This window comes from Haemophilus seminalis, assembly GCF_006384255.1.
In the GTDB taxonomy this organism is placed as follows: Bacteria; Pseudomonadota; Gammaproteobacteria; order Enterobacterales; family Pasteurellaceae; genus Haemophilus; species Haemophilus seminalis.
In genome coordinates this window covers 294563-316265 of the sequence record NZ_VCED01000003.1, presented here as the reverse complement: position 1 = coordinate 316265, position 21703 = coordinate 294563, and the positions used below count along the sequence as shown (strand labels likewise).

At 38.5% G+C, this 21703-nt stretch carries 17 protein-coding genes and 1 other annotated feature (1 of these 18 only partly in view); of the genes, 12 read left to right on the top strand and 5 right to left on the bottom strand.

Annotated features, from left to right (window positions below):
* Nucleotides 1-123: 123 nt before the first annotated feature.
* Nucleotides 124-1542 carry a sucrose-specific PTS transporter subunit IIBC gene (locus tag FE813_RS05920; RefSeq protein WP_139989851.1) on the top strand — a complete coding sequence of 473 codons (1419 nt, stop codon included), beginning with the start codon at nt 124-126 and terminating at the stop codon, nt 1540-1542.
* 103 nt (nt 1543-1645) lie between these two features.
* Here the strand turns inward: FE813_RS05920 and uvrA are convergent, their stop codons facing one another.
* A complete protein-coding gene (uvrA, locus tag FE813_RS05915) occupies nt 1646-4477 on the bottom strand; it encodes an excinuclease ABC subunit UvrA (RefSeq protein ID WP_139989850.1) in 2832 nt (943 codons plus the stop codon).
* Between the two features lie 152 nt (nt 4478-4629).
* On the opposite strand from uvrA, the gene FE813_RS05910 reads away from it, so the two are divergent.
* From FE813_RS05910 to FE813_RS05860, 11 genes are all read left to right on the top strand, one after another.
* Nucleotides 4630-5121, top strand: a complete 492-nt coding sequence (locus tag FE813_RS05910) for a single-stranded DNA-binding protein (RefSeq protein WP_139989849.1) — start codon at nt 4630-4632, stop codon at nt 5119-5121.
* 199 nt (nt 5122-5320) lie between these two features.
* Entirely contained in the window at nt 5321-6958 is a 1638-nt protein-coding gene (gene pyrG / locus FE813_RS05905) for a glutamine hydrolyzing CTP synthase (protein WP_005636432.1), read from the top strand.
* A 189-nt stretch (nt 6959-7147) separates the two neighbouring features.
* The gene (gene eno / locus FE813_RS05900) at nt 7148-8458 is read left to right on the top strand and encodes a phosphopyruvate hydratase (RefSeq protein WP_139989848.1); all 1311 of its coding nucleotides are present in this window, start codon (nt 7148-7150) and stop codon (nt 8456-8458) included.
* Nucleotides 8459-8541: 83 nt separating this feature from the next.
* Nucleotides 8542-8961 carry a DUF2251 domain-containing protein gene (locus tag FE813_RS05895; protein WP_005636440.1) on the top strand — a complete coding sequence of 140 codons (420 nt, stop codon included), beginning with the start codon at nt 8542-8544 and terminating at the stop codon, nt 8959-8961.
* Between the two features lie 12 nt (nt 8962-8973).
* Nucleotides 8974-9555, top strand: coding sequence for a DUF1190 domain-containing protein (locus FE813_RS05890; RefSeq protein WP_139989847.1), 582 nt, complete (start codon nt 8974-8976; stop codon nt 9553-9555).
* The gene (locus FE813_RS05885; RefSeq protein WP_139989846.1) at nt 9556-10737 is read left to right on the top strand and encodes a glutathionylspermidine synthase family protein; all 1182 of its coding nucleotides are present in this window, start codon (nt 9556-9558) and stop codon (nt 10735-10737) included.
* A gap of 285 nt (nt 10738-11022) precedes the next feature.
* Nucleotides 11023-11877, top strand: a complete 855-nt coding sequence (focA, locus tag FE813_RS05880) for a formate transporter FocA (protein WP_106013457.1) — start codon at nt 11023-11025, stop codon at nt 11875-11877.
* A gap of 48 nt (nt 11878-11925) precedes the next feature.
* A complete protein-coding gene (gene pflB, locus FE813_RS05875; RefSeq protein WP_180978691.1) occupies nt 11926-14238 on the top strand; it encodes a formate C-acetyltransferase in 2313 nt (770 codons plus the stop codon).
* A gap of 82 nt (nt 14239-14320) precedes the next feature.
* The gene (locus FE813_RS05870) at nt 14321-14611 is read left to right on the top strand and encodes a putative quinol monooxygenase (protein WP_005636456.1); all 291 of its coding nucleotides are present in this window, start codon (nt 14321-14323) and stop codon (nt 14609-14611) included.
* 115 nt (nt 14612-14726) lie between these two features.
* Complete coding sequence (pflA, locus tag FE813_RS05865; RefSeq protein WP_005635116.1) at nt 14727-15467, top strand: pyruvate formate lyase 1-activating protein; 741 nt, start codon at nt 14727-14729, stop codon at nt 15465-15467.
* Nucleotides 15468-15498: 31 nt separating this feature from the next.
* On the top strand, nt 15499-15993 hold the full coding sequence (locus tag FE813_RS05860; RefSeq protein ID WP_139989844.1) for a surface-adhesin E family protein: 495 nt from the start codon (nt 15499-15501) through the stop codon (nt 15991-15993).
* Nucleotides 15994-16040: 47 nt separating this feature from the next.
* Here FE813_RS05860 and FE813_RS05855 read toward each other — a convergent pair whose 3' ends face one another.
* The 4 genes from FE813_RS05855 to thrA form a co-directional block, all read right to left on the bottom strand.
* Nucleotides 16041-16757, bottom strand: coding sequence for a DUF554 domain-containing protein (locus FE813_RS05855; RefSeq protein ID WP_139989843.1), 717 nt, complete (start codon nt 16755-16757; stop codon nt 16041-16043).
* A gap of 87 nt (nt 16758-16844) precedes the next feature.
* Complete coding sequence (gene thrC, locus FE813_RS05850; RefSeq protein ID WP_139989842.1) at nt 16845-18119, bottom strand: threonine synthase; 1275 nt, start codon at nt 18117-18119, stop codon at nt 16845-16847.
* A gap of 42 nt (nt 18120-18161) precedes the next feature.
* Entirely contained in the window at nt 18162-19106 is a 945-nt protein-coding gene (thrB, locus tag FE813_RS05845) for a homoserine kinase (protein WP_139989841.1), read from the bottom strand.
* Between the two features lie 12 nt (nt 19107-19118).
* Nucleotides 19119-21566 carry a bifunctional aspartate kinase/homoserine dehydrogenase I gene (gene thrA, locus FE813_RS05840; protein ID WP_139989840.1) on the bottom strand — a complete coding sequence of 816 codons (2448 nt, stop codon included), beginning with the start codon at nt 21564-21566 and terminating at the stop codon, nt 19119-19121.
* Between the two features lie 35 nt (nt 21567-21601).
* Nucleotides 21602-21703: a sequence feature (Thr leader region), on the bottom strand; it runs 17 nt beyond the window's last position.

Here is a 21703-nt window from a genome sequence, read left to right as displayed (position 1 = left end):
TACTTACTATCAGCTTTGTTCCTTTATAACAATAAAATTCCCTTTATAGGATCATTTCACTCTAGCCTGTTTTAATCCTTTCGGCTAAAATCGCGCCATTTCTATTTAAATGAGGAGAAATCTATGAACTTCCCAAAAATAGCTGAACAAGTGATTGAAAAACTTGGTGGTAAAAATAACATTGCTACAGCAGCTCACTGTGCAACACGTTTACGTATCGTATTAAACGATGAAAGCAAAGTGGATAAAGAAGGTATAGAAGCAATTGAAGGGGTAAAAGGCCAATTCTCTGTGGCGGGTCAGTACCAAATTATTTTTGGCTCAGGTACGGTCAATAAAGTTCATGAACAACTTACTAAACAACTTGGTATTGGTGATGTAAGTAAAGCTGAAGTTGCAGAAGCTGCCTTAGGCCAACAGAATTTACTACAACGGATAGTAAAAGGTTTAGCCGATATTTTTGTCCCAATTATTCCAGCTATCGTTGCTGGAGGTCTATTAATGGGACTTTATTCAATGCTAACCTCTATCGGTTTCTTTTGGGATAATCATTCTGTTGTCACAAAGTATCCTGAAATATCTGATTTAGTTGATTTCATCAATACAATTGCAAATGCACCGTTTGTATTCTTACCTGTATTACTTGGTTTTTCAGCAACACGTAAATTTGGTGGAAATCCCTTCTTAGGCGCAGCATTAGGTATGCTTTTAGTCCATCCTTCATTATCTGATGGCTGGAATTATGCAAAAACATTGATGGAAGGAAATATTAAATACTGGAATGTATTTGGTCTTGAAATTGAAAAAGTTGGCTATCAAGGAACAGTTATTCCAACAATTATCTCGGCTTGGGTATTAGCAACATTAGAAAAGAATTTCCGTAAATTTATACCATCTTATTTAGATAACTTAATCACCCCAATGTTTTCACTTTTTATTGCGGGTTTCCTTGCATTTACGGTAATTGGTCCATTTGGTCGAGAGGCAGGCTCTCTTATTTCAGCCGGATTAGCTTGGTTATATGATACATTAGGTTTCTTTGGTGGAGCGATTTTCGGTACTTTATATGCACCAATTGTCATTACAGGTATGCATCAAACCTTTATCGCAGTAGAAACTCAATTGCTTGCCGAAATCACACAAACTGGGGGAACATTCATCTTCCCGATTGCAGCAATGTCAAACATTGCACAGGGTGCAGCTTGTTTAGGTGTAGCCTTAGCATTAAAAGATGCCAAAATTCGTGGATTAGCTGTACCTTCAGGTATTTCTGCATTATTAGGTATCACAGAACCCGCTATGTTTGGCATAAATTTACGTTACCGCCAAGCATTTATTGCTGCGATGATTGGTTCTGGGTTAGCTAGTGCATTTATTGCATTCTTTAACGTAAAAGCGATTGCATTGGGTGCCGCTGGTTTCTTAGGTATCCCATCTATCAAACCAGACAGTTTAGCAATGTACAGCATAGGAATGGTTATTTCGTTTGTTGTGGCATTCAGCTTATCTTTCTTATTTGTAAAACGTGCACATACTAAATAACCTCATTACATCAAACAAATCACAATAAGAATCAAAAAGATAAATTTCTGCTAGAAATATATCAAAAAATAACCGCACGTCAGATCAAAGTGCGGTTATTTTCTTAACGTTTTTCCAAAATTGGTTTAAGGAATCTGGCCGTATGAGATCCTTCAACTTTAGCGACTTCTTCAGGCGTGCCAGTCGCAATAATTTGCCCGCCACCGCTTCCGCCTTCAGGGCCAAGATCGACAATCCAGTCTGCCGTTTTAATCACATCAAGATTATGTTCAATGACGACAATAGTATTTCCTTGGTCGCGTAATCGATGCAGTACTTCCAGTAATTGCTTAATGTCAGCAAAATGCAAACCAGTCGTCGGCTCATCTAAAATATACAAGGTTTTACCCGTATCACGTTTAGAAAGCTCCGTAGCTAGCTTAACGCGCTGCGCTTCACCGCCTGAAAGTGTTGTGGAAGATTGACCTAATCGAATATAAGACAATCCCACATCTATCAAGGTTTGTAATTTTCTTGCAATCATTGGTATCGCATCAAAAAACTCGCGAGCTTCTTCCACCGTCATATCTAAAACTTGATGAATCGTTTTACCTTTATAACGAATTTCTAAGGTTTCGCGATTATAGCGTTTACCTTTACATTGATCGCAAGGGACATAAACATCGGGTAAAAAGTGCATTTCAACTTTGAGTACACCATCGCCCTGACAAGCTTCACAGCGTCCACCACGTACGTTAAAGCTAAAACGCCCCGGATTATAACCACGCGCACGCGCTTCTGGCACTCCTGCAAAAAGTTCACGAATCGGGGTAAATAAGCCTGTATAAGTCGCTGGATTTGAGCGTGGCGTGCGTCCAATCGGACTTTGGTTAATATCAATAACTTTATCGAAATGCTCTAATCCCTCGATAGATTGATAAGGTGCGTAATCCGTCTTTTCTGCTCGATTTAATGCATTTTGCGCAAGTGGAAATAAAGTATCATTAATGAGTGTTGATTTTCCTGAGCCTGATACACCGGTTACGCAAGTAAACAAACCAACGGGAATATCTAAATTTACATTTTTTAAGTTATTCCCTGATGCCCCTTTAAGTTTGAGCCATTTTTTCTTATCAAGTGCGGTGCGTTTTTTCGGGATTTCGATTTTATCTGTGCCCGATAAAAATTTTCCTGTAATGGAATTTGGATTTAGCATAATTTCATCAGCGTTTCCTTGCGCAATAACTTGTCCGCCATGCACGCCAGCACCAGGTCCAATATCAATAATATGGTCAGCCGCACGAATCGCGTCTTCATCGTGCTCAACAACAATTACCGTATTACCAAGATTACGCAGATGAATTAACGTGTTAAGTAAGCGTTCATTATCACGTTGGTGCAAGCCAATCGAAGGTTCATCTAATACGTACATTACACCAACAAGCCCCGCACCAATTTGACTAGCAAGGCGAATACGTTGTGCTTCACCACCTGAAAGGGTTTCTGCAGAACGAGAAAGAGAAAGATAATTCAAACCAACATTGACTAAGAACTGCAAACGCTCACGAATTTCTTTAAGAATTTTTTCTGCAATTTGCGCTTTTTGACCAGTGAGAGAAAGTGCGGTGAAAAATTCGAGCGTTTCACCAATACTTTTTTCCGCGATCATTGGTAAATTCGTTTTCCCAATATACACATTACGCGCTTCTGGTCGTAAACGAGATCCGCCACAGTCTGCACAAGGTCGATTGCTAATATTTTTCGCCAATTCTTCTCGCACCGACATTGATTCCGTTTCTTTATATCGACGAGCCATATTATTCAAAATACCTTCAAAAGGATGCTTGCGAATAACCACATCGCCACGATCATTCATATATTGGAATTCAATTTCCTCTTTGCCTGAGCCATGCATAATGATGTGTTGAATTTTCTTTGGCAAAGAGTCATAGGGCGCTTCAACATCAAAATCATAATGTTTCGCCAATGAGGTGAGCATTTGATAATAATAGAAATTACGACGATCCCAACCTTTTACCGCGCCACCAGCAAGGGAAATAGTTGGATTTTGCACCACACGATCTTCATCAAAATATTGTTGCATACCCAACCCATCACAAGTAGGGCAAGCTCCGGCTGGATTATTAAAGGAAAATAAACGAGGTTCTAATTCTGGCACAGAATAACCGCAATGTGGACAAGCAAAATTTGCCGAAAAAACTAATTCTTCCGCTTTCGGATTATCCATATCTGCCACAATCGCGGTGCCACCTGAAAGCTCTAATGCGGTTTCAAAAGATTCGGCTAAACGTGTTGCTAGATCTGGCCGCACTTTAAAGCGATCAACCACTACTTCAATAGTATGTTTTTTCTGTAACTCTAATTTTGGTGGATCAGATAAATCACAAATTTCGCCATCAATACGCGCACGAATATAACCTTGTGCAGCAATATTTTCTAAAATCTTAACATGTTCACCTTTTCGATTTTTGACAACTGGCGCAAGTAACATCATCTTGCTGTCTTCTGGCAAACTTAATACCTTGTCCACCATTTGACTAATCGTTTGTGCCGTTAATGGAACATCATGATCTGGACAACGCGGTTCACCTACTCGAGCAAACAATAAACGTAAATAATCGTAAATTTCCGTAATTGTTCCCACCGTAGAACGTGGATTGTGTGAAGTAGATTTTTGTTCAATCGAAATTGCAGGGGAAAGTCCCTCAATAGAATCCACATCAGGCTTTTCCATTAAAGATAAAAACTGACGTGCATATGCTGAAAGAGATTCAACATAGCGGCGCTGCCCTTCCGCATAAAGTGTATCAAACGCTAAAGAGGATTTTCCCGAACCTGAAAGCCCAGTAATTACTACAAGTTTATTGCGTGGAATAGTTAGATTTATATTTTTCAGGTTATGGGTTCGGGCCCCACGAATATCGATATTTTCCATAAAATAACTCAAAAGAATAAAATAAGTTTAAATTCTGCGATCATTATCGCATATTTTAATATCTGTGCAAATATCCAGTTAAAATATATAGATCTTTTGAAAAATTTCAGGCAAAATAACCGCACTTTTTTAGATAAAAAATGAGGTTTTTTATGGCTGGAGTTAATAAAGTCATTATTGTGGGTCATCTAGGCAATGATCCTGAAATTCGTACCATGCCAAATGGCGATGCCGTAGCAAATATTAGCGTAGCGACGAGTGAAAGCTGGAATGACCGCAATACTGGCGAGCGCCGTGAAGTAACGGAATGGCACCGTATTGTATTCTATCGTCGTCAAGCGGAGATTTGCGGTGAATATTTACGCAAAGGCTCTCAAGTATATGTGGAAGGTCGTCTAAAAACGCGTAAATGGCAAGATCAAAATGGTCAAGATCGTTACACCACAGAAATTCAAGGTGATGTAATGCAAATGCTTGGTGGGCGTAATCAAGCTGGTGGCTACCCTAGTGATATGGGATCTGCGCCACAACCTTCTTACCAAGCTCGTCAAACTAACAATGGTGGTAGTTATCAATCATCTCGTCCAGCACCACCACAGGCTGAGCCACCAATGGACGGATTCGATGACGATATCCCTTTTTAATTAAAATAATTTGAAAACCATCTTTTGATGGTTTTCTTTTTTCTCTGGGTTTTCATTGAGATAATTTTCTAAATCAGGTAAACTACCGTCCCGTCTTTGATAGCTAGTTATCTTCGATTTTTGACCGCACTTTTGGTTGATTTTGTCTGTAAGATGATTAGCTATAATCATTTATATCCCAATACAGATTAGGTTCCCTATGGCTACAAATTATATTTTCGTCACTGGCGGTGTGGTTTCATCGTTAGGTAAAGGCATTGCGGCGGCATCATTGGCGGCAATTTTAGAAGCTCGTGGTTTAAACGTAACCATTATGAAATTAGATCCATATATTAATGTGGATCCAGGTACGATGAGCCCAACCCAACATGGGGAAGTTTTCGTTACACAAGATGGCGCAGAAACAGATTTAGACTTAGGTCACTATGAGCGTTTTATCCGTACTAAAATGACTAAACGTAATAACTTCACCACAGGTAAAATTTATTCTGAAGTATTACGTAAAGAGCGTCGTGGCGATTATCTTGGTGCAACAATTCAAGTGATTCCACATATCACCAATGAAATTAAAGATCGCGTCATAGCTGGCGCTCAAGGTCATGATGTTGTGATTGTTGAAGTAGGTGGTACCGTTGGGGATATTGAATCACTCCCATTCTTAGAAGCATTACGTCAATTAGCTGTTCAAGTTGGTCGTGAACACACGTTATTTATGCACTTAACTTTAGTGCCTTATATTCCAACGGCGGGTGAAGTAAAAACTAAACCAACCCAACATTCGGTAAAAGAATTGCTTTCTATTGGTATTCAACCTGATGTGTTGATTTGCCGTTCAGATCGTATGATTCCACCAAATGAGCGTGCGAAAATTGCTTTATTCTGTAACGTTCCAGAACGTGCAGTCATTTCATTAAAAGATGTAAATTCGATTTATCAAATCCCAGCATTATTAAAATCTCAAGGTTTAGATGATTTTGTCTGTGAACGTTTCCGTTTAACTTGTCCTGAAGCGGATCTTTCTGAATGGGAGCAAGTGCTTTACAAACAAGCAAATCCAGTGGGGGAAGTGACCATTGGGATGGTGGGTAAATATACTGAGTTACCCGATGCTTATAAATCTGTAAATGAAGCGTTGAAGCATGCGGGTTTAACTAATCGTTTAAGCGTTAACATTAAATATATTGATTCCCAAGATGTTGAAACCAAAGGTGTTGAAGTATTAAAAGGCATTGATGGTATTCTTGTTCCTGGTGGATTCGGTTATCGTGGTGTGGAAGGTAAGATTCGTACCGCACAATATGCACGTGAAAATAAAATTCCTTACTTGGGCATTTGTTTAGGTATGCAGATCGCATTGATTGAATATGCACGTAATGTAGCGGGTTTAACTAAAGCAAATTCATCAGAATTTGATAAAGATTGTGAACAACCTGTGGTGGCATTAATCACGGAATGGCAAGATGCCGATGGTAATACGGAAGTGCGTACCGATGAATCTGATCTTGGTGGAACAATGCGTTTAGGCGCACAACAATGTCATTTGGTGTCAGGCAGTCGCGCTCGCGAGCTTTATGGCAAAGAAACCATTGAAGAACGTCATCGTCATCGTTATGAAGTGAACAATACCTTACTTCCACAAATTGAAAAAGCAGGATTGAAAGTAACTGGCTTATCTGCAGATAAAAAATTGGTAGAAATTATCGAAGTGCCAAATCATCCTTGGTTTGTCGCTTGCCAATTCCATCCAGAATTTACTTCTACGCCTCGTGATGGTCATCCGTTGTTTGCAGGCTTTGTAAAAGCAGCTTATGAAAATCACAAACAATCTGTGAAGTAATTGATTAAATTGGACTAAAAGAGCGGTGAGAAACGACAAATTTTTTCACTGCTCTTTTATTTTGTAAAAATAGATAAAGATCAAAGCATACGCATTTTTTACAAGACAAAATCTCAAAATAGCTTTATCATATCGCCTGTTTTAGGCTCGCCTAACCCGTTTTAATTAACTTAATTGAGGAAAATAAAAATGGCAAAAATCGTTAAAGTGATTGGTCGCGAAATCATCGACTCACGCGGTAATCCAACTGTTGAAGCTGAAGTTCATCTTGAAGGTGGTTTTGTTGGTTTAGCAGCAGCACCATCTGGTGCATCAACTGGTTCTCGCGAAGCATTAGAATTACGTGATGGTGACAAATCTCGTTTCTTAGGTAAAGGCGTATTAAAAGCTGTAGCAGCAGTAAATGGCCCAATTGCTGAAGCAATTCTTGGTAAAGATGCGTCTAACCAAGCTGAAATCGACCAAATCATGATCGATTTAGACGGAACCGAAAACAAATCTAACTTTGGTGCAAACGCAATCTTAGCGGTATCTTTAGCAAATGCAAAAGCAGCTGCAGCGTCTAAAGGTTTACCTCTTTACGCTTACATTGCAGAATTAAACTGCACACCAGGCGTTTACTCTATGCCATTACCAATGATGAATATCATCAACGGTGGTGAACACGCAGACAACAACGTTGATATCCAAGAATTTATGATTCAACCAGTTGGTGCGAAAACATTACGTGAAGCACTTCGTATCGGTGCTGAAGTATTCCACAACCTTGCTAAAGTATTAAAAGCTAAAGGCATGAGCACTGCTGTTGGTGACGAAGGTGGTTTCGCGCCTAACCTAGCATCTAACGCTGACGCTTTAGCATGTATCAAAGAAGCTGTAGAAAAAGCAGGTTACGTATTAGGTAAAGACGTGACTTTAGCAATGGACTGTGCATCTTCTGAGTTCTACAACAAAGAAACTGGCAAATACGAAATGAAAGGCGAAGGCCGTTCATTCACTTCTCAAGAATTCACACACTATCTTGAAGAATTAACCAAACAATACCCAATCGTGTCTATCGAAGACGGTCAAGACGAATCTGACTGGGAAGGTTTTGCATACCAAACTAAAGTGTTAGGCGACCGCGTTCAATTAGTGGGCGACGACTTATTCGTAACTAACACCAAAATCTTAAAAGAAGGTATCGAAAAAGGTATCGCAAACTCTATCTTAATCAAATTCAACCAAATCGGTTCTTTAACTGAAACTTTAGCAGCAATCAAAATGGCTAAAGATGCAGGTTACACCGCAGTTATCTCTCACCGTTCAGGTGAAACCGAAGATGCGACTATCGCTGATTTAGCGGTTGGTACAGCAGCAGGTCAAATCAAAACTGGTTCTATGAGCCGTTCTGACCGTATTGCGAAATACAACCAATTAATCCGTATCGAAGAAGCATTAGAACGTGCTGGCACACCAGCCCCGTTCTTAGGCTTAAAAGCGGTTAAAGGTCAAGCGTAATTCACGCTGAATTTACTGTAAAATCTCACCGCACTTTGTATAAAAGTGCGGTGTTTTTATATCTAATATTTAAAGGAAAGGGAATGTTACATTTAACTTTAGAGGATGAACTCTTTTTAGGAACGCCAAAGCAAGTGGGGACGCATTCTACGGTATTTGAGCATTTTGCTGTGATGTTTGAAGATGACGGTGAAACAGGCTATTTTTATGCACTTGATATGCGTCAAAATGCTCAACCGATAGTTGATATGTTGCACGTGTATAATGTTGATTCAACCTCTAATCATCATGAGGCTCGTAAACTTGAAATTTGTTGGGATGAGAGTGGTTATTTAGCATTATTGCTTATTAATGGCTATCCTCATGCCGTATTTGATTTTGCCCGTTTAGTCGGCTATAACAGCAATAAATATCCACAACCAGATTTAATGAGTATGTGGACTCGTGAAGAAATTACCAATAAACAGGCCGAGCAATGGCTAGGCGTGAAAACTATTCGATAAAAATTGAGAACAATGAAAAAGAAAAATCAGATTTTAGTTAGTTTATCTATTGTGGCCTTATTAGGAGGCTGTTCAGAAGAACAAGTACAACGTGATGTGTATCAGTCTTTAGACGATTGTTTAGCGGATTGGAAAAAAATTGAGCTTTGTGAGGCAGATAAAAATACCGAGAATACTCAGAAAACTGAAACCACACCACGGCAGGGGCTTGGTTTAAATATTCGTGATAATGGTAATGAAGAAAGTGCGGTAAAAAATCCAGCTGAAAATAATGCACAAGCTAATCAAAGCGAGAACAGTGCTGAATCAACTGCAAAAGCTGAAAGTACCGATCCTTCTTTAGGGGCTGCGATTGCTGGTGGCGTTATGGGGTATATGGCGGCTCGTGCAATTAGTAGTTTCCTTGGCCCGAGCTATCACCCTGGAAATCGAGCTGTCACCACACCAACAGGGCAAGTTGTGCAACCGCAAACAAATCGTTCTGTTGGAAAACCAATGCTCGTGAAAGGAAATGCAGGAAGCATGAATAGCAAACCTGTATCTCGTGGTGGTTTTAGTAGCCTAAATAATACTAATCGTAGCAGTGGGGGCTAAATGAAACGTGTAACAGGGTTTCCTACTCGACCAGATATGGTGCAACAGCTACTTAATGTTGGGTTTGATTATTATAACTTGCCTTCCAGTGATGGATCTCATTATTGGTCTGATAATGTCGCCTATGAATTTACCTTAGCGGAAATTGATCGCATTGAGGATACAACTAATGAATTGCAGTCAATGTGTTTAGATTTTGCGGCGGATGAAATTAAAAAAGGCGATTATGAAAATTATCGTTTTACGGAGTTGCAAAAACAGCTTATTGAAACCTCTTGGCGTAATCAAGATCCTTATTTATATGGACGCTTTGATTTTGGCTATGATGGCGACAACCTAAAAATGTTTGAATATAACGCCGATACGCCAACATCTTTGTTGGAGGCTGCGGTTGTTCAATGGCAGTGGTTGGAGCAAATTGAGGGCTTGAAACATCGTGATCAATTTAACTGGATTCATGAAGAATTAATAAAACATTTCCAATTTTTGAAACAACAAAGTGGCAAAACAGATTTCCATTTGAGTGCTATGCAGGATGCTGGTCGCGAAGATTGGGGCAATGTGGATTATTTAGCTGATGTGGCTTATAACGCAGGTTGGAATATTCATCAATTAGCAGTGGAAGATATTGGCTATAACAGCGAAACAAAAAAATTTGTAGATTTAAATGAGCAACCTATTGAAATGTTATTTAAATTGTATCCTCTGGAATGGCTAAGCCACGCTGAGTTTGCTCGTCATATTACGGTAGCTCAAACACGATTTATTGAACCAGCGTGGAAAATGTTGTTAAGTAATAAAGCACTATTGGCAAAACTTTGGGCGCGTTATCCTAATCATCCGAATTTATTGCCTGCTTATTTTACGCCTTTCGAATTACCAAAAGATTTATCGATGTGGGTGAAAAAACCATTGTTAGGTCGAGAAGGTGCCAATGTCTTCTATTATGAGAAAAACAATGGCGTAGAATTTGCAGCGAAAGGAAGCGAACACTCTACGTTTTATGGTAATTCAGGTTATGTTTATCAACAAAAATTTGAATTGCCGAGTTTTGATGGAATGTATCCAATTATCGGCTCTTGGGTTGTGGGTGATGTGGCTTGTGGTATGGGGCTACGCGAAGATTTTACTGCAGTGACAGGGAATGATAGCCATTTTATACCTCATTATTTTGTACCTTAAATGTGTCCTGAGTATTGCTAAAATAACTATAAAACAAACCGCACTTTTGTCTTTTTTGATAAAAGTGCGGTTATTTTTTTACCTAAAAACTATTACTAAAGAGTTATGGTTATTTTATCTGAAAAAATCTTGCAAAATATCAAATTTTGTTAGAATAAATCGTAGCATTTCTTTGAAATGAAAAATTAAAAGAGTAAAATGTCCCTGGTAGTAGAAGTATTTGAAGTTGTAAACATATTAGAAGTATTAAATTTTCATCAATTTTTTAATATTTGGAGTTTGATTATGGCATCAGAAATTCAAAAACTGTCTTCTGTTGCGCTCACACCTGTTGAAGCAACGGATTGTGCAGAAAGTACAGCTACTTATAAAGCAAATAAACGTCCATTTTTATCGTTTATGTCTGGCATTAGTGCTGGAGCTTGTATTGCTTTAGCTTTTGTATTTTACACGACAACACAAGCTGCTAGTGCCGGAGCACCTTGGGGACTGACCAAATTAGTGGGTGGGTTAGTTTTCTCATTAGGTGTGATTATGGTGGTGATATTAGGATCTGAATTATTCACCTCTTCTACTTTAACATTAGTTGCCCGTGTTGGTGGTAAGATAACCACAACGCAAATGATCCGAAATTGGATTGTAGTATATTTAGGCAACTTTGTGGGCGGTTTATTTATTGCTGCAGTGATTTGGTTTGGGGGACAAACCATGGCAGCAAATGGCCAATGGGGTTTAACAATTCTTGCAACCGCCCAACATAAAATTCATCACACGTGGTTTGAAGCATTTAATCTAGGTATTTTATGCAACATTATGGTGTGTGTGGCGATTTGGATGTCTTATTCTGGTAAGACTGTTACAGACAAAGCTTTTATTATGATTATGCCGATTGGTTTGTTTGTTGCGTCAGGATTTGAACACTGTGTGGCTAATATGTTTATGATTCCGATGGGAATTATTACTGCACATTTTAGTACTCCTGAATTTTGGCAACAAATCGGCGTTGATCCGATGAAATACGCAGATTTAGATTTGTATCATTTCATTGTGAAGAATTTAATTCCCGTAACGTTGGGAAATATTGTCGGCGGGGCAATTTGCATGGGGGTATTCCAACGTTATTTAACCAAAACGCATTAAAGATTAAAGATTTATTTACTTATTTATTAATTAACAAAGGAAATGACTATGTCAGAACTTAATGAAGCGCAAAAATTGGCGTGGGCTGGTTTTACTGGTGGTGATTGGCAAGAAAATGTCAATGTACGTGACTTTATCCAAAAAAACTACACCCCATATGAAGGTGATGATTCTTTCTTAGCAGGTCCAACTGAAGCGACAACAAAACTTTGGGAGGCTGTAATGGAAGGAATCAAAGTTGAAAACCGCACACATGCACCATTAGATTTTGACGAGCATACGCCTTCAACAATTACTTCTCACGCACCAGGTTACATTAACAAAGACTTAGAAAAAATCGTTGGTCTTCAAACTGATGAACCTTTAAAACGTGCCATTATGCCATTTGGTGGTATCAAAATGGTGGAAGGTTCTTGTAAAGTTTATGGTCGTGAACTTGATCCAAAAGTGAAAAAAATCTTCACTGAATATCGTAAAACCCACAACCAAGGTGTATTCGATGTTTATACGCCAGACATTTTACGTTGCCGTAAATCAGGTGTATTAACCGGTCTTCCTGATGCTTATGGTCGTGGCCGTATCATCGGTGACTACCGTCGTGTAGCGCTTTATGGTGTAGATTTCTTAATGAAAGATAAATACGCACAATTCTCTTCTTTACAAAAAGATTTAGAAGATGGCGTAAATCTTGAAGCAACAATTCGTTTACGTGAAGAAATCGCAGAACAACACCGCGCATTAGGCCAATTAAAACAAATGGCTGCAAGCTATGGTTATGATATTTCTAACCCAGCAACTAATGCTCAAGAAGCCATTCAATGGATGTACTTTGCTTATCTTGCTGCAATCAAATCACAAAATGGTGCAGCAATGTCATTCGGTCGTACTGCAACCTTTATCGATATCTATATCGAACGTGATTTACAAGCAGGTAGAATTACTGAAACTGAAGCGCAAGAATTAGTTGACCATTTAGTCATGAAACTCCGTATGGTTCGTTTCTTACGTACACCTGAATACGATCAATTATTTTCTGGTGACCCAATGTGGGCAACTGAAACCATCGCAGGTATGGGGTTAGACGGTCGTACATTAGTAACCAAAAATACATTCCGTATTTTACACACCCTTTACAACATGGGTACTTCTCCAGAACCAAACTTAACCATTCTTTGGTCTGAACAATTACCTGAAAACTTCAAACGTTTCTGTGCGAAAGTATCGATTGATACCTCATCAGTTCAATACGAAAACGATGATTTAATGCGTCCAGACTTCAACAATGATGACTACGCAATCGCATGTTGTGTATCACCAATGGTTGTTGGTAAACAAATGCAATTCTTCGGTGCGCGTGCAAACTTAGCGAAAACATTGTTATACGCAATCAACGGCGGTATCGATGAAAAATTAGGTATGCAAGTAGGTCCGAAAACTGCACCAATTACTGATGAAGTATTAGATTTCGATACAGTAATGACCCGTATGGACAGCTTTATGGATTGGTTGGCAAAACAATATGTGACTGCCTTAAACGTAATCCACTATATGCACGATAAATATTCATACGAAGCAGCATTAATGGCATTACATGATCGTGATGTATACCGTACCATGGCTTGTGGTATCGCAGGTCTTTCTGTTGCGGCTGACTCACTTTCAGCAATCAAATATGCGAAAGTTAAACCAGTTCGTGGCGACATCAAAGATAAAGATGGCAATGTTGTTGCAACTAACGTAGCAATCGACTTTGAAATCGAAGGTGAATATCCACAATATGGTAACAACGATAACCGTGTTGATGACATTGCTTGTGACTTAGTTGAACGTTTCATGAAGAAAATTCAAAAACTTAAAACTTACCGTAATGCAGTGCCTACACAATCTGTATTAACCATTACTTCTAACGTGGTTTATGGTAAGAAAACTGGTAACACCCCTGATGGTCGTCGTGCTGGTGCACCATTCGGACCAGGTGCGAACCCAATGCACGGTCGTGACCAAAAAGGTGCGGTAGCATCATTAACTTCTGTGGCTAAACTTCCATTTGCTTACGCGAAAGATGGTATTTCTTATACCTTCTCAATCGTACCAAATGCGTTAGGTAAAGATGCAGAAGCACAACGTCGTAATCTTGCTGGCTTAATGGATGGTTACTTCCACCACGAGGCAACAGTTGAAGGTGGCCAACACTTAAATGTGAATGTGTTAAACCGTGAAATGTTGTTAGATGCAATGGAAAATCCGGATAAATATCCACAATTGACTATCCGTGTATCTGGTTACGCAGTACGTTTCAACTCTTTAACTAAAGAGCAACAACAAGACGTCGTAACTCGTACATTTACTGAGTCTTTCTAAATAAATAGAATTATGCTTTAATGTAAACCACTCACAGACTAGTTTTGTGAGTGGTTTATTTTTATATATAGGAGAGCAAATTATGCTAACAGTTATTGCCCAATTTTCAGTAAAAGCGGACAAAATTAATGATTTTCTAACTCAATGCCAAGAATTAATTAAGCATACTCGTCAAGAAACAGGATGCGTATCTTATGAATTACAACAAAATAGCGAGCAGGCTAATCATTATGTTTTTATTGAGCAATGGAAAAGCAAAGCCGATTTAGAACAACATTTTGCAACGCCACACTTTACCTCAATTGTACCTGTATTGGTCGAGTATTGTGAACAAGCGCCAGTGGTGCAAACCTTTCAAAAAGTCAGCGAATAATGACCACACTTTGATAAATATATTTTAATTATGAGCCTGATTTAAATCAGGCTCATTTTTTATAGACTAAATCTTTGGTAAAATTTAGCTATATCTAATTTTAGGAAATTTATGTATGTCAGTTCTTGGAAGAATTCACTCTTTTGAATCCTGTGGCACTGTAGATGGGCCAGGTATTCGTTTCATTTTATTTATGCAAGGCTGCTTGATGCGCTGTAAATATTGCCACAATCGTGATACTTGGGATCTTGAAGGTGGTAAAGAAATCAGTGTCGAAGATTTAATGAAAGAAGTCGTGACTTATCGCCATTTTATGAATGCTACTGGCGGTGGTGTTACGGCATCTGGCGGTGAGGCTGTCTTACAAGCTGAGTTTGTCCGTGATTGGTTCCGTGCTTGTAAAGCGGAAGGGATTAATACTTGCTTAGATACAAATGGTTTTGTACGTCATTATGATCATATTATTGATGAATTATTAGATGTAACGGATCTTGTTTTACTTGATTTAAAAGAGCTTAATGATCAAGTTCATCAAAATCTTATTGGGGTACCAAATAAACGTACCCTTGAATTTGCAAAATATTTGCAAAAACGTAATCAACGTACATGGATTCGTTATGTCGTTGTTCCTGGTTATACCGATAGCGATCACGATGTGCATTTATTAGGTCAGTTTATTGAAGGTATGACCAATATTGAAAAAGTTGAACTTCTTCCTTATCATCGATTAGGTGCGCATAAATGGAAAACCCTTGGTTTAGATTATGAGCTTGAAGATGTATTACCGCCAACTAAAGAATCGTTAGAGCATATTAAAACGATTCTAGAAGGTTATGGGCACACTGTAAAATTCTAGAGTGAATATCAGCTAACATAAGGAGTGAATAATGAAAAAACTGATTTTAATATTATCATTTGGGTTACTTAGCGCTTGTTCTATTCATCCTAAACAAAATCCAATACAACAAGATGTAAAACTCGCAACACCAACAGAAATTAGAAATGGCTATGTTCGTCTAGTGAAAGATATAAATTACTATATCGATACTAGTTCAATTTGGGTTGATAATGAAGAACCTCAAATTGTCCATTTTGATGCAGTGATTAACTTAGATAAAGGCTTATTTGTTTATCCAGAAACTAAACGTTATGCCCGTTCTATTCGACAATATAAAATATTAAATTGCCAAAACTATCACTTAACCCAAGTCCGTACTGACTTCTACGATGAATTTTGGGGCGAAGGCGTACGTGCAGCCCCTAAAAAACAAAAAAAACATACTTTACGCCTAATGCCTGATACTACACTTTATAATGCCGCACAAATTATTTGTGTAAATTATGGTAGAGAAATATCTGAAATAAAATCAACTAAAAAATAGAAATAAAAAATAGCTATAAATAAATTTATAGCTATTTTTCTTCTCTATTAAAAAAAACTTTGCCAAAGATGAGAAATCGGCATTACTAAAAAAAGTGCCGGTAGCATATTTGCTACGTGGAACATTTGAATATTGCAAATTCGAAAACCTGTAGCAATCATCAACACTCCACCTACAGCGCCAAAATCAGCACGCATTTCAGGTGTGACAAAAGGGATAATAAATACTGCTGAATATGCCAAAATAGATTGTAATAAGGTTTGTGGGATAAAAATTGTTGTCACCGCATAACCTAATGTTGTTGCAAAAATCATTGCAGTGAAAAAGTCCAAGAAAGATTTTACGATTAAGATGCTTGGGTCCCCTGTCATACCTTCATTCATTGCACCAAAGATTCCAGTTCCACTAAAAGAAGCAAGAATCACAAGAGCCACAAATTTTCCTAAAAATTCATCATGACTAATCCCTTTAGGGGCAGAAGGAAATACCCGTTCTACTAGACTTTTAGCATAGCTAGCCAATTTATTAATACCATTTTCAAGCAAGATGATTTCACCAATAATTGTTCCAATCAGTATAGATAAAACCATTACTGGCATACTTTCTACTTTAGAAAGCATTACTATTCCCATACACATTGAACACAAACCAAAAATTAATGTTAAATTAATTCGTAATCGTTCTGGTAATTTTCCACCAATCATTGCACCGATTAATGCGCCAGTAATAATTGCTGCCGCATTAATATAAGGCCCAACTATCATTATACTTCCCCTATTTTTCAAAAATAAAATAGCGCTTAAATATCAAGCGCTATCTTTAACATCTCGATTAAAATTCACCGCACTTTATTACTTCAATAAGTAAGCCCGTAGTTGTGCAAAATCATTATCCATTTCATTAGAAAGTAATGGTAGCTGATTATGTTTATCCAGAGCTTCTGGTAATGAAAGCTGAATACCAAGAATACGTTCAACAGATTCTTTAAATTTTGCAGGATGTGCTGTACACAGGAAGATTCCTGTTTCACCCGCTTTAAGTTGATCTTTCAGCACCTGGTAAGCTATCGCACCGTGAGGTTCACATAAATAACCTTTTGCCTGCATCGCTTTTAAGGTATCTTCTGTTTCGCTATCACTTAGCATACCCGAACCTAAATCAGTTAAATTCCAACCATTTCGTTTAAACAATTCTTCCACTCTCGGCCAATTATTTGGGCGACTTACATCCATTGCATTAGAAAGGGTTGCAACTGTCGTTTTAGGATCCCAATTACCCGATTTCAAATAACGTGGCACCGTATCATTTGCGTTTGTTGAGGCAATAAAGCGTTTTATTGGCAAGCCTAATGTTTTTGCTATTAATCCCGCAGTTAAGTTACCAAAATTACCACTTGGCACAGAAACCACAACATTATCACGTTTTTCTTTTGGCAACTGTGCTACAGCCTCAAAGTAATAACAAACTTGAGCTAATAAGCGGCTGATATTAATAGAATTTGCAGAGTTAAGTCCGATAGCTTGGCGCAATTCAACATCATCAAAGGCTTGCTTAACTAAAACCTGACATGCATCGAAATCACCGTTAATCGCAACTGTACGAATATTCCCACCTAAAGTACAGAATAGCTTTTCTTGTAATGGGCTGATTTTGCCTTTTGGATAAAGGATAACTACATTAATATTTTCTAATCCATAAAATGCATGTGCTACAGCCGCCCCAGTATCACCAGACGTAGCCGTTAAAATAGTAATTTTGCCATCACCACGAACTGCTGCAAGCGCCTGGGCCATAAAACGGCCCCCAAAGTCCTTAAATGCCAATGTGGGACCATGAAATAATTCAAGTGCATAAATATTATCTTCCACTTTTTCTAATGGTGCGGTGAAAGTAAACGCATTTTTCACCATCTTATCTAACGTTGCTTTCGGTAATTCTTCACCAATTAATGCACCTAGAATTTTTTGGCTACGTTCAATAAGAGGTAATTCAAGTAATTCATCAATGTTATTAAGTTGAGGAATAACTTCAGGAAAGAATAAACCTTGATCCCGACCAAGACCTTGACGAACAGCCTGAGAAAAAGTGACTTGTTCTTCGGGATGTTTGATATTGTATAAATTCATATTTAATCCGTTTTTAATCTGATTTTATCTATTTAAATTAACTTATTTAATTTCTCTTGCGCCTTCGTTATCGACCTTGCATACATGCACAAAACCTTCATTATTTTGTAAATAATGATTCTCTAAATAAGTTGAAAGTTTAATTGCGGTTTGTAAGTCTGGAGCAATAGAGAAAATTGTTGGCCCTGAGCCTGAAATACCAGTTGCAAGTGCACCTAAGTCTCTCGTAGCTTGTTTTACTTCAGCAAAATTAGGTAACAGAGATTCACGATAAGGCTCGGCAATGACATCTTTCATCATAATCGCAGCAAGGTTTTCCTGATGGGTATGGCAAGCATGTACAAAGCCCCCCAAATGACGACCATGGGCAATCACGTCTTGTCGAGTATAGCTTTTCGGTAAAATTGCACGAGCTTCAGCAGTAGAAACTTCAATTCCCGGATATGCTAACACCCAATACCAATTATCAAAAAATGGAAGCTTTTGACAAATATTGCCGAGCGATTGCACCATAAATTGCACACCGCCAAGATAGCAAGGTGCAACATTATCATAATGGATTGAACCAGAAATACGACCTTCCAATTCGCCCATCATTTCAAGCAACTCCATTTTCGAAAAAGGTTCATCATGAAACTGATTTAATGCCACTAATGCAGCAACAATAGAACAAGCACTAGAACCTAAACCAGAGCCAATAGGCATATTTTTTTCGAGCGTTAAACGCAAAGGCTTCACATTCCCTCCACGTAATTTTAATTGCTCAGTAAATAGCACATAAGCTTGGTAAACAATATTTTTTTGTGGTTCTTTCGGTAATTTACGAACAAAATAGCCCGCACTTTCTAACTCAAAACCACTTGAAATAGATTCTATTTGAACTACATCACCTAACAGAGAACCATCAATAGGAGAAATCGCGACGCCTAAAGTATCGAAACCTACGCTAATATTCGCGCTAGATGCAGGGGCGTAAATTCTTAACATTGGGAATCCTTATTAATGTTGTAATGTTCTTAAAATATCTGCAAAGATACCTGCCGCCGTCACCGCATTGCCTGCGCCATAACCACGTAATAAAAGTGGGATGGGTTGGTAATAACGAGTATAAAATGCCAAAGCATTTTCACCATCTTTCACTTTATAAAGTGGATTATTCTGATCGACTGCAACAATAGATACTTTACATTTACCTTCGCAAATTTTTCCAACATAACGCAATACTTTGCCTTCAGCTTTAGCGGTGGAAACACGAGCGTTAAACTCTTCATCAAGCTGTGGCAACATTGCCATAAATTCATCTGCAGATTTTCCTTCAGAGAAGCCTTTCGGCAATACACCTTCAACTTCAACATCTGAAAGTTCAAGCTCAATTCCTGCTTCACGAGCAAGAATTAATAATTTGCGCGCTACATCTTGTCCAGAAAGGTCATCACGGGGATCTGGCTCAGTAAAGCCTTTTTCACGCGCAAGTGCGGTTACTTCTGAAAGAGAAAGTCCTTCCTCCAATTTACCAAAAATAAAGGAAAGGGAGCCAGATAAAATGCCTTCAAAATATTCAAGTTCATCACCCGCAGCAAGTAAGTTTTGAAGATTTTCAATTACTGGCAAACCAGCGCCCACATTCGTTTCATATAAGAATTTATGTTGGCTTGCTTGAGCATTTTGGCGTAACTCATTGTAATAAGCTAATTCTCGTGTATTCGCTTTTTTATTTGGCGTAACCACATGGAAACCTTCTTTTAACGCACGAGCATAAAGCCCCGCTACAGATTCGGCTGAAGTACAATCTACAAATACTGGATTCACCACATGATGTAATTTAATGAAAGAAAGCAGTACATCAAAATCTGATGGCTGAGTCGCATTTTCTAAATCGGTTTTCCAATCGTCTAAACATAATCCATTTTCATCGAGCAACATGCGGTTGGAATTCGCAATAGCACAAACTCGAATTTCAACATTCTTCTTTGCTAGATACTCCTTTTGACGCTTTACCTGCTCAATTAATTCTCCGCCTACTCCACCGACGCCCACTAAAAACATATCCACTACTTTTTTATTATTGAAAAGCGCCTGATGGGTAGCTTTCACCGCTTCAATCGCTTTATTTTGCGGCACAACTGCAGAAATTGAACGTTCACTAGAACCTTGTGCAATCGCCACAATGCTAATATTTGCCTGTGCTAACGCAGAGAAGAAACGAGCAGCAATGCCTTTCGCTTGCTTCATTCCATCGCCCACAACAGAAATAATGGATAAATCTTTAATCACTTCAATTGGTTCTAATTGATGTTCATTTAATTCATTAGCAAACTCAGTTTCTAGTACGGTTTTCGCTACTTCTGCAGATTTCACTGGCACACAGAAACTAATACTATATTCAGACGAAGACTGGGTAATTAAAATGACTGAAATGCCTGCGCCTGACATAGCTGAAAATACACGAGATGCCATACCAACCATGCCTTGCATACCTGGGCCTGACACATTAAACATAGCCAAATTATCTAAGTTAGTGATACCCTTGACTTGTAAACCTTCTGATTTTACATTGCCATCAATAATCGAACCCGGCGCAGAAGGATTTCCTGTATTTTTAATGACACAAGGAATATTTTGTGGCAACAATGGGCCAATCGTACGAGGATGAATCACTTTCGCACCGAAATAAGAAAGTTCCATCGCTTCACGATAAGAAAGAGTTGGCAATAAACGTGCATCAGGCACTAAACGCGGATCGCAAGTATAAACGCCATCCACATCGGTCCAAATTTCGCATACGATTGCGCCTAAACAAGCGGCTAAACAGGCTGCAGAATAATCTGATCCATTACGACCGAGTAGCACCAACTCACCTTTTTCGTTACCCGCAGTAAAGCCAGCCATAAGCACTACTTTATCTTTTGCGATACTTGCTGCATCAACACGTTTTGTTGATTCTTCAATTTCAACAGAAGATTCAAGGTAACCGCCTTTTGCCAATAATTGTTTAACAGGATCCACAATATGTACGCTATAGCCACGCGCTTCAAACCAAGCTTTCATCATAGCGATAGAAAGTTTTTCACCGCGGCAATCAATCGTCGCTTTAACTGAATCTTCTACTTTTCCTGCTTGACGAATTTCTTCTAATAATCCTTTGATTTGAGCAAATTCAGCATCAATAAGCGCTTTGGTGCCATTTAAGTCGAATTGATTATTTTCGGCATGTAAGCCATTGATGATGTTATAGAAAATTTCGATTGCTTCGTTGAAATGCGTATCGGTTGGTTGATTTAATGCAGCTTTTTCAGAAAGGGCGACGAGATGATTAGTTATTTTGGCTGGTGCTGATAAAACACCTGCTGCCTGCTCTTCTAAATGAGCTTGCTCGATCAATTTCGCTGCTTGGGAAAAACGTTCCGGATTTGCAAGCGAAGTGCCGCCAAATTTAAGTACGCGCATGATTGGTTCTCCTAGAGATATTGTGTTTTTAAATTTATAAAAAAACCCGCTATTCAGTTGAATCGCGGGTTTTCTGTATCCTGTTTTTTGGTGCACTAACCCGCGCCATTAATCATAGTAATGGTCATCATAATGGT

Excerpts from the sequence above, each read along its gene's own strand:
- FE813_RS05855 (WP_139989843.1), bottom strand. The coding sequence starts at position 16,757 with ATGATAGTTGGGCCTTATATTAATGCGGCAGCAATTATTACTGGCGCA.
- thrA (WP_139989840.1), bottom strand. The coding sequence starts at position 21,566 with ATGCGCGTACTTAAATTTGGCGGCACTTCGCTTGCAAATCCGGAACGT.
- FE813_RS05885 (WP_139989846.1), top strand. The coding sequence starts at position 9,556 with ATGAAACGTGTAACAGGGTTTCCTACTCGACCAGATATGGTGCAACAG.
- focA (WP_106013457.1), top strand. The coding sequence starts at position 11,023 with ATGGCATCAGAAATTCAAAAACTGTCTTCTGTTGCGCTCACACCTGTT.
- pflA (WP_005635116.1), top strand. The coding sequence starts at position 14,727 with ATGTCAGTTCTTGGAAGAATTCACTCTTTTGAATCCTGTGGCACTGTA.
- eno (WP_139989848.1), top strand. The coding sequence starts at position 7,148 with ATGGCAAAAATCGTTAAAGTGATTGGTCGCGAAATCATCGACTCACGC.
- FE813_RS05895 (WP_005636440.1), top strand. The coding sequence starts at position 8,542 with ATGTTACATTTAACTTTAGAGGATGAACTCTTTTTAGGAACGCCAAAG.
- FE813_RS05920 (WP_139989851.1), top strand. The coding sequence starts at position 124 with ATGAACTTCCCAAAAATAGCTGAACAAGTGATTGAAAAACTTGGTGGT.
- FE813_RS05860 (WP_139989844.1), top strand. The coding sequence starts at position 15,499 with ATGAAAAAACTGATTTTAATATTATCATTTGGGTTACTTAGCGCTTGT.
- FE813_RS05870 (WP_005636456.1), top strand. The coding sequence starts at position 14,321 with ATGCTAACAGTTATTGCCCAATTTTCAGTAAAAGCGGACAAAATTAAT.
- pyrG (WP_005636432.1), top strand. The coding sequence starts at position 5,321 with ATGGCTACAAATTATATTTTCGTCACTGGCGGTGTGGTTTCATCGTTA.
- thrC (WP_139989842.1), bottom strand. The coding sequence starts at position 18,119 with ATGAATTTATACAATATCAAACATCCCGAAGAACAAGTCACTTTTTCT.
- FE813_RS05890 (WP_139989847.1), top strand. The coding sequence starts at position 8,974 with ATGAAAAAGAAAAATCAGATTTTAGTTAGTTTATCTATTGTGGCCTTA.
- FE813_RS05910 (WP_139989849.1), top strand. The coding sequence starts at position 4,630 with ATGGCTGGAGTTAATAAAGTCATTATTGTGGGTCATCTAGGCAATGAT.
- thrB (WP_139989841.1), bottom strand. The coding sequence starts at position 19,106 with ATGTTAAGAATTTACGCCCCTGCATCTAGCGCGAATATTAGCGTAGGT.
- uvrA (WP_139989850.1), bottom strand. The coding sequence starts at position 4,477 with ATGGAAAATATCGATATTCGTGGGGCCCGAACCCATAACCTGAAAAAT.
- pflB (WP_180978691.1), top strand. The coding sequence starts at position 11,926 with ATGTCAGAACTTAATGAAGCGCAAAAATTGGCGTGGGCTGGTTTTACT.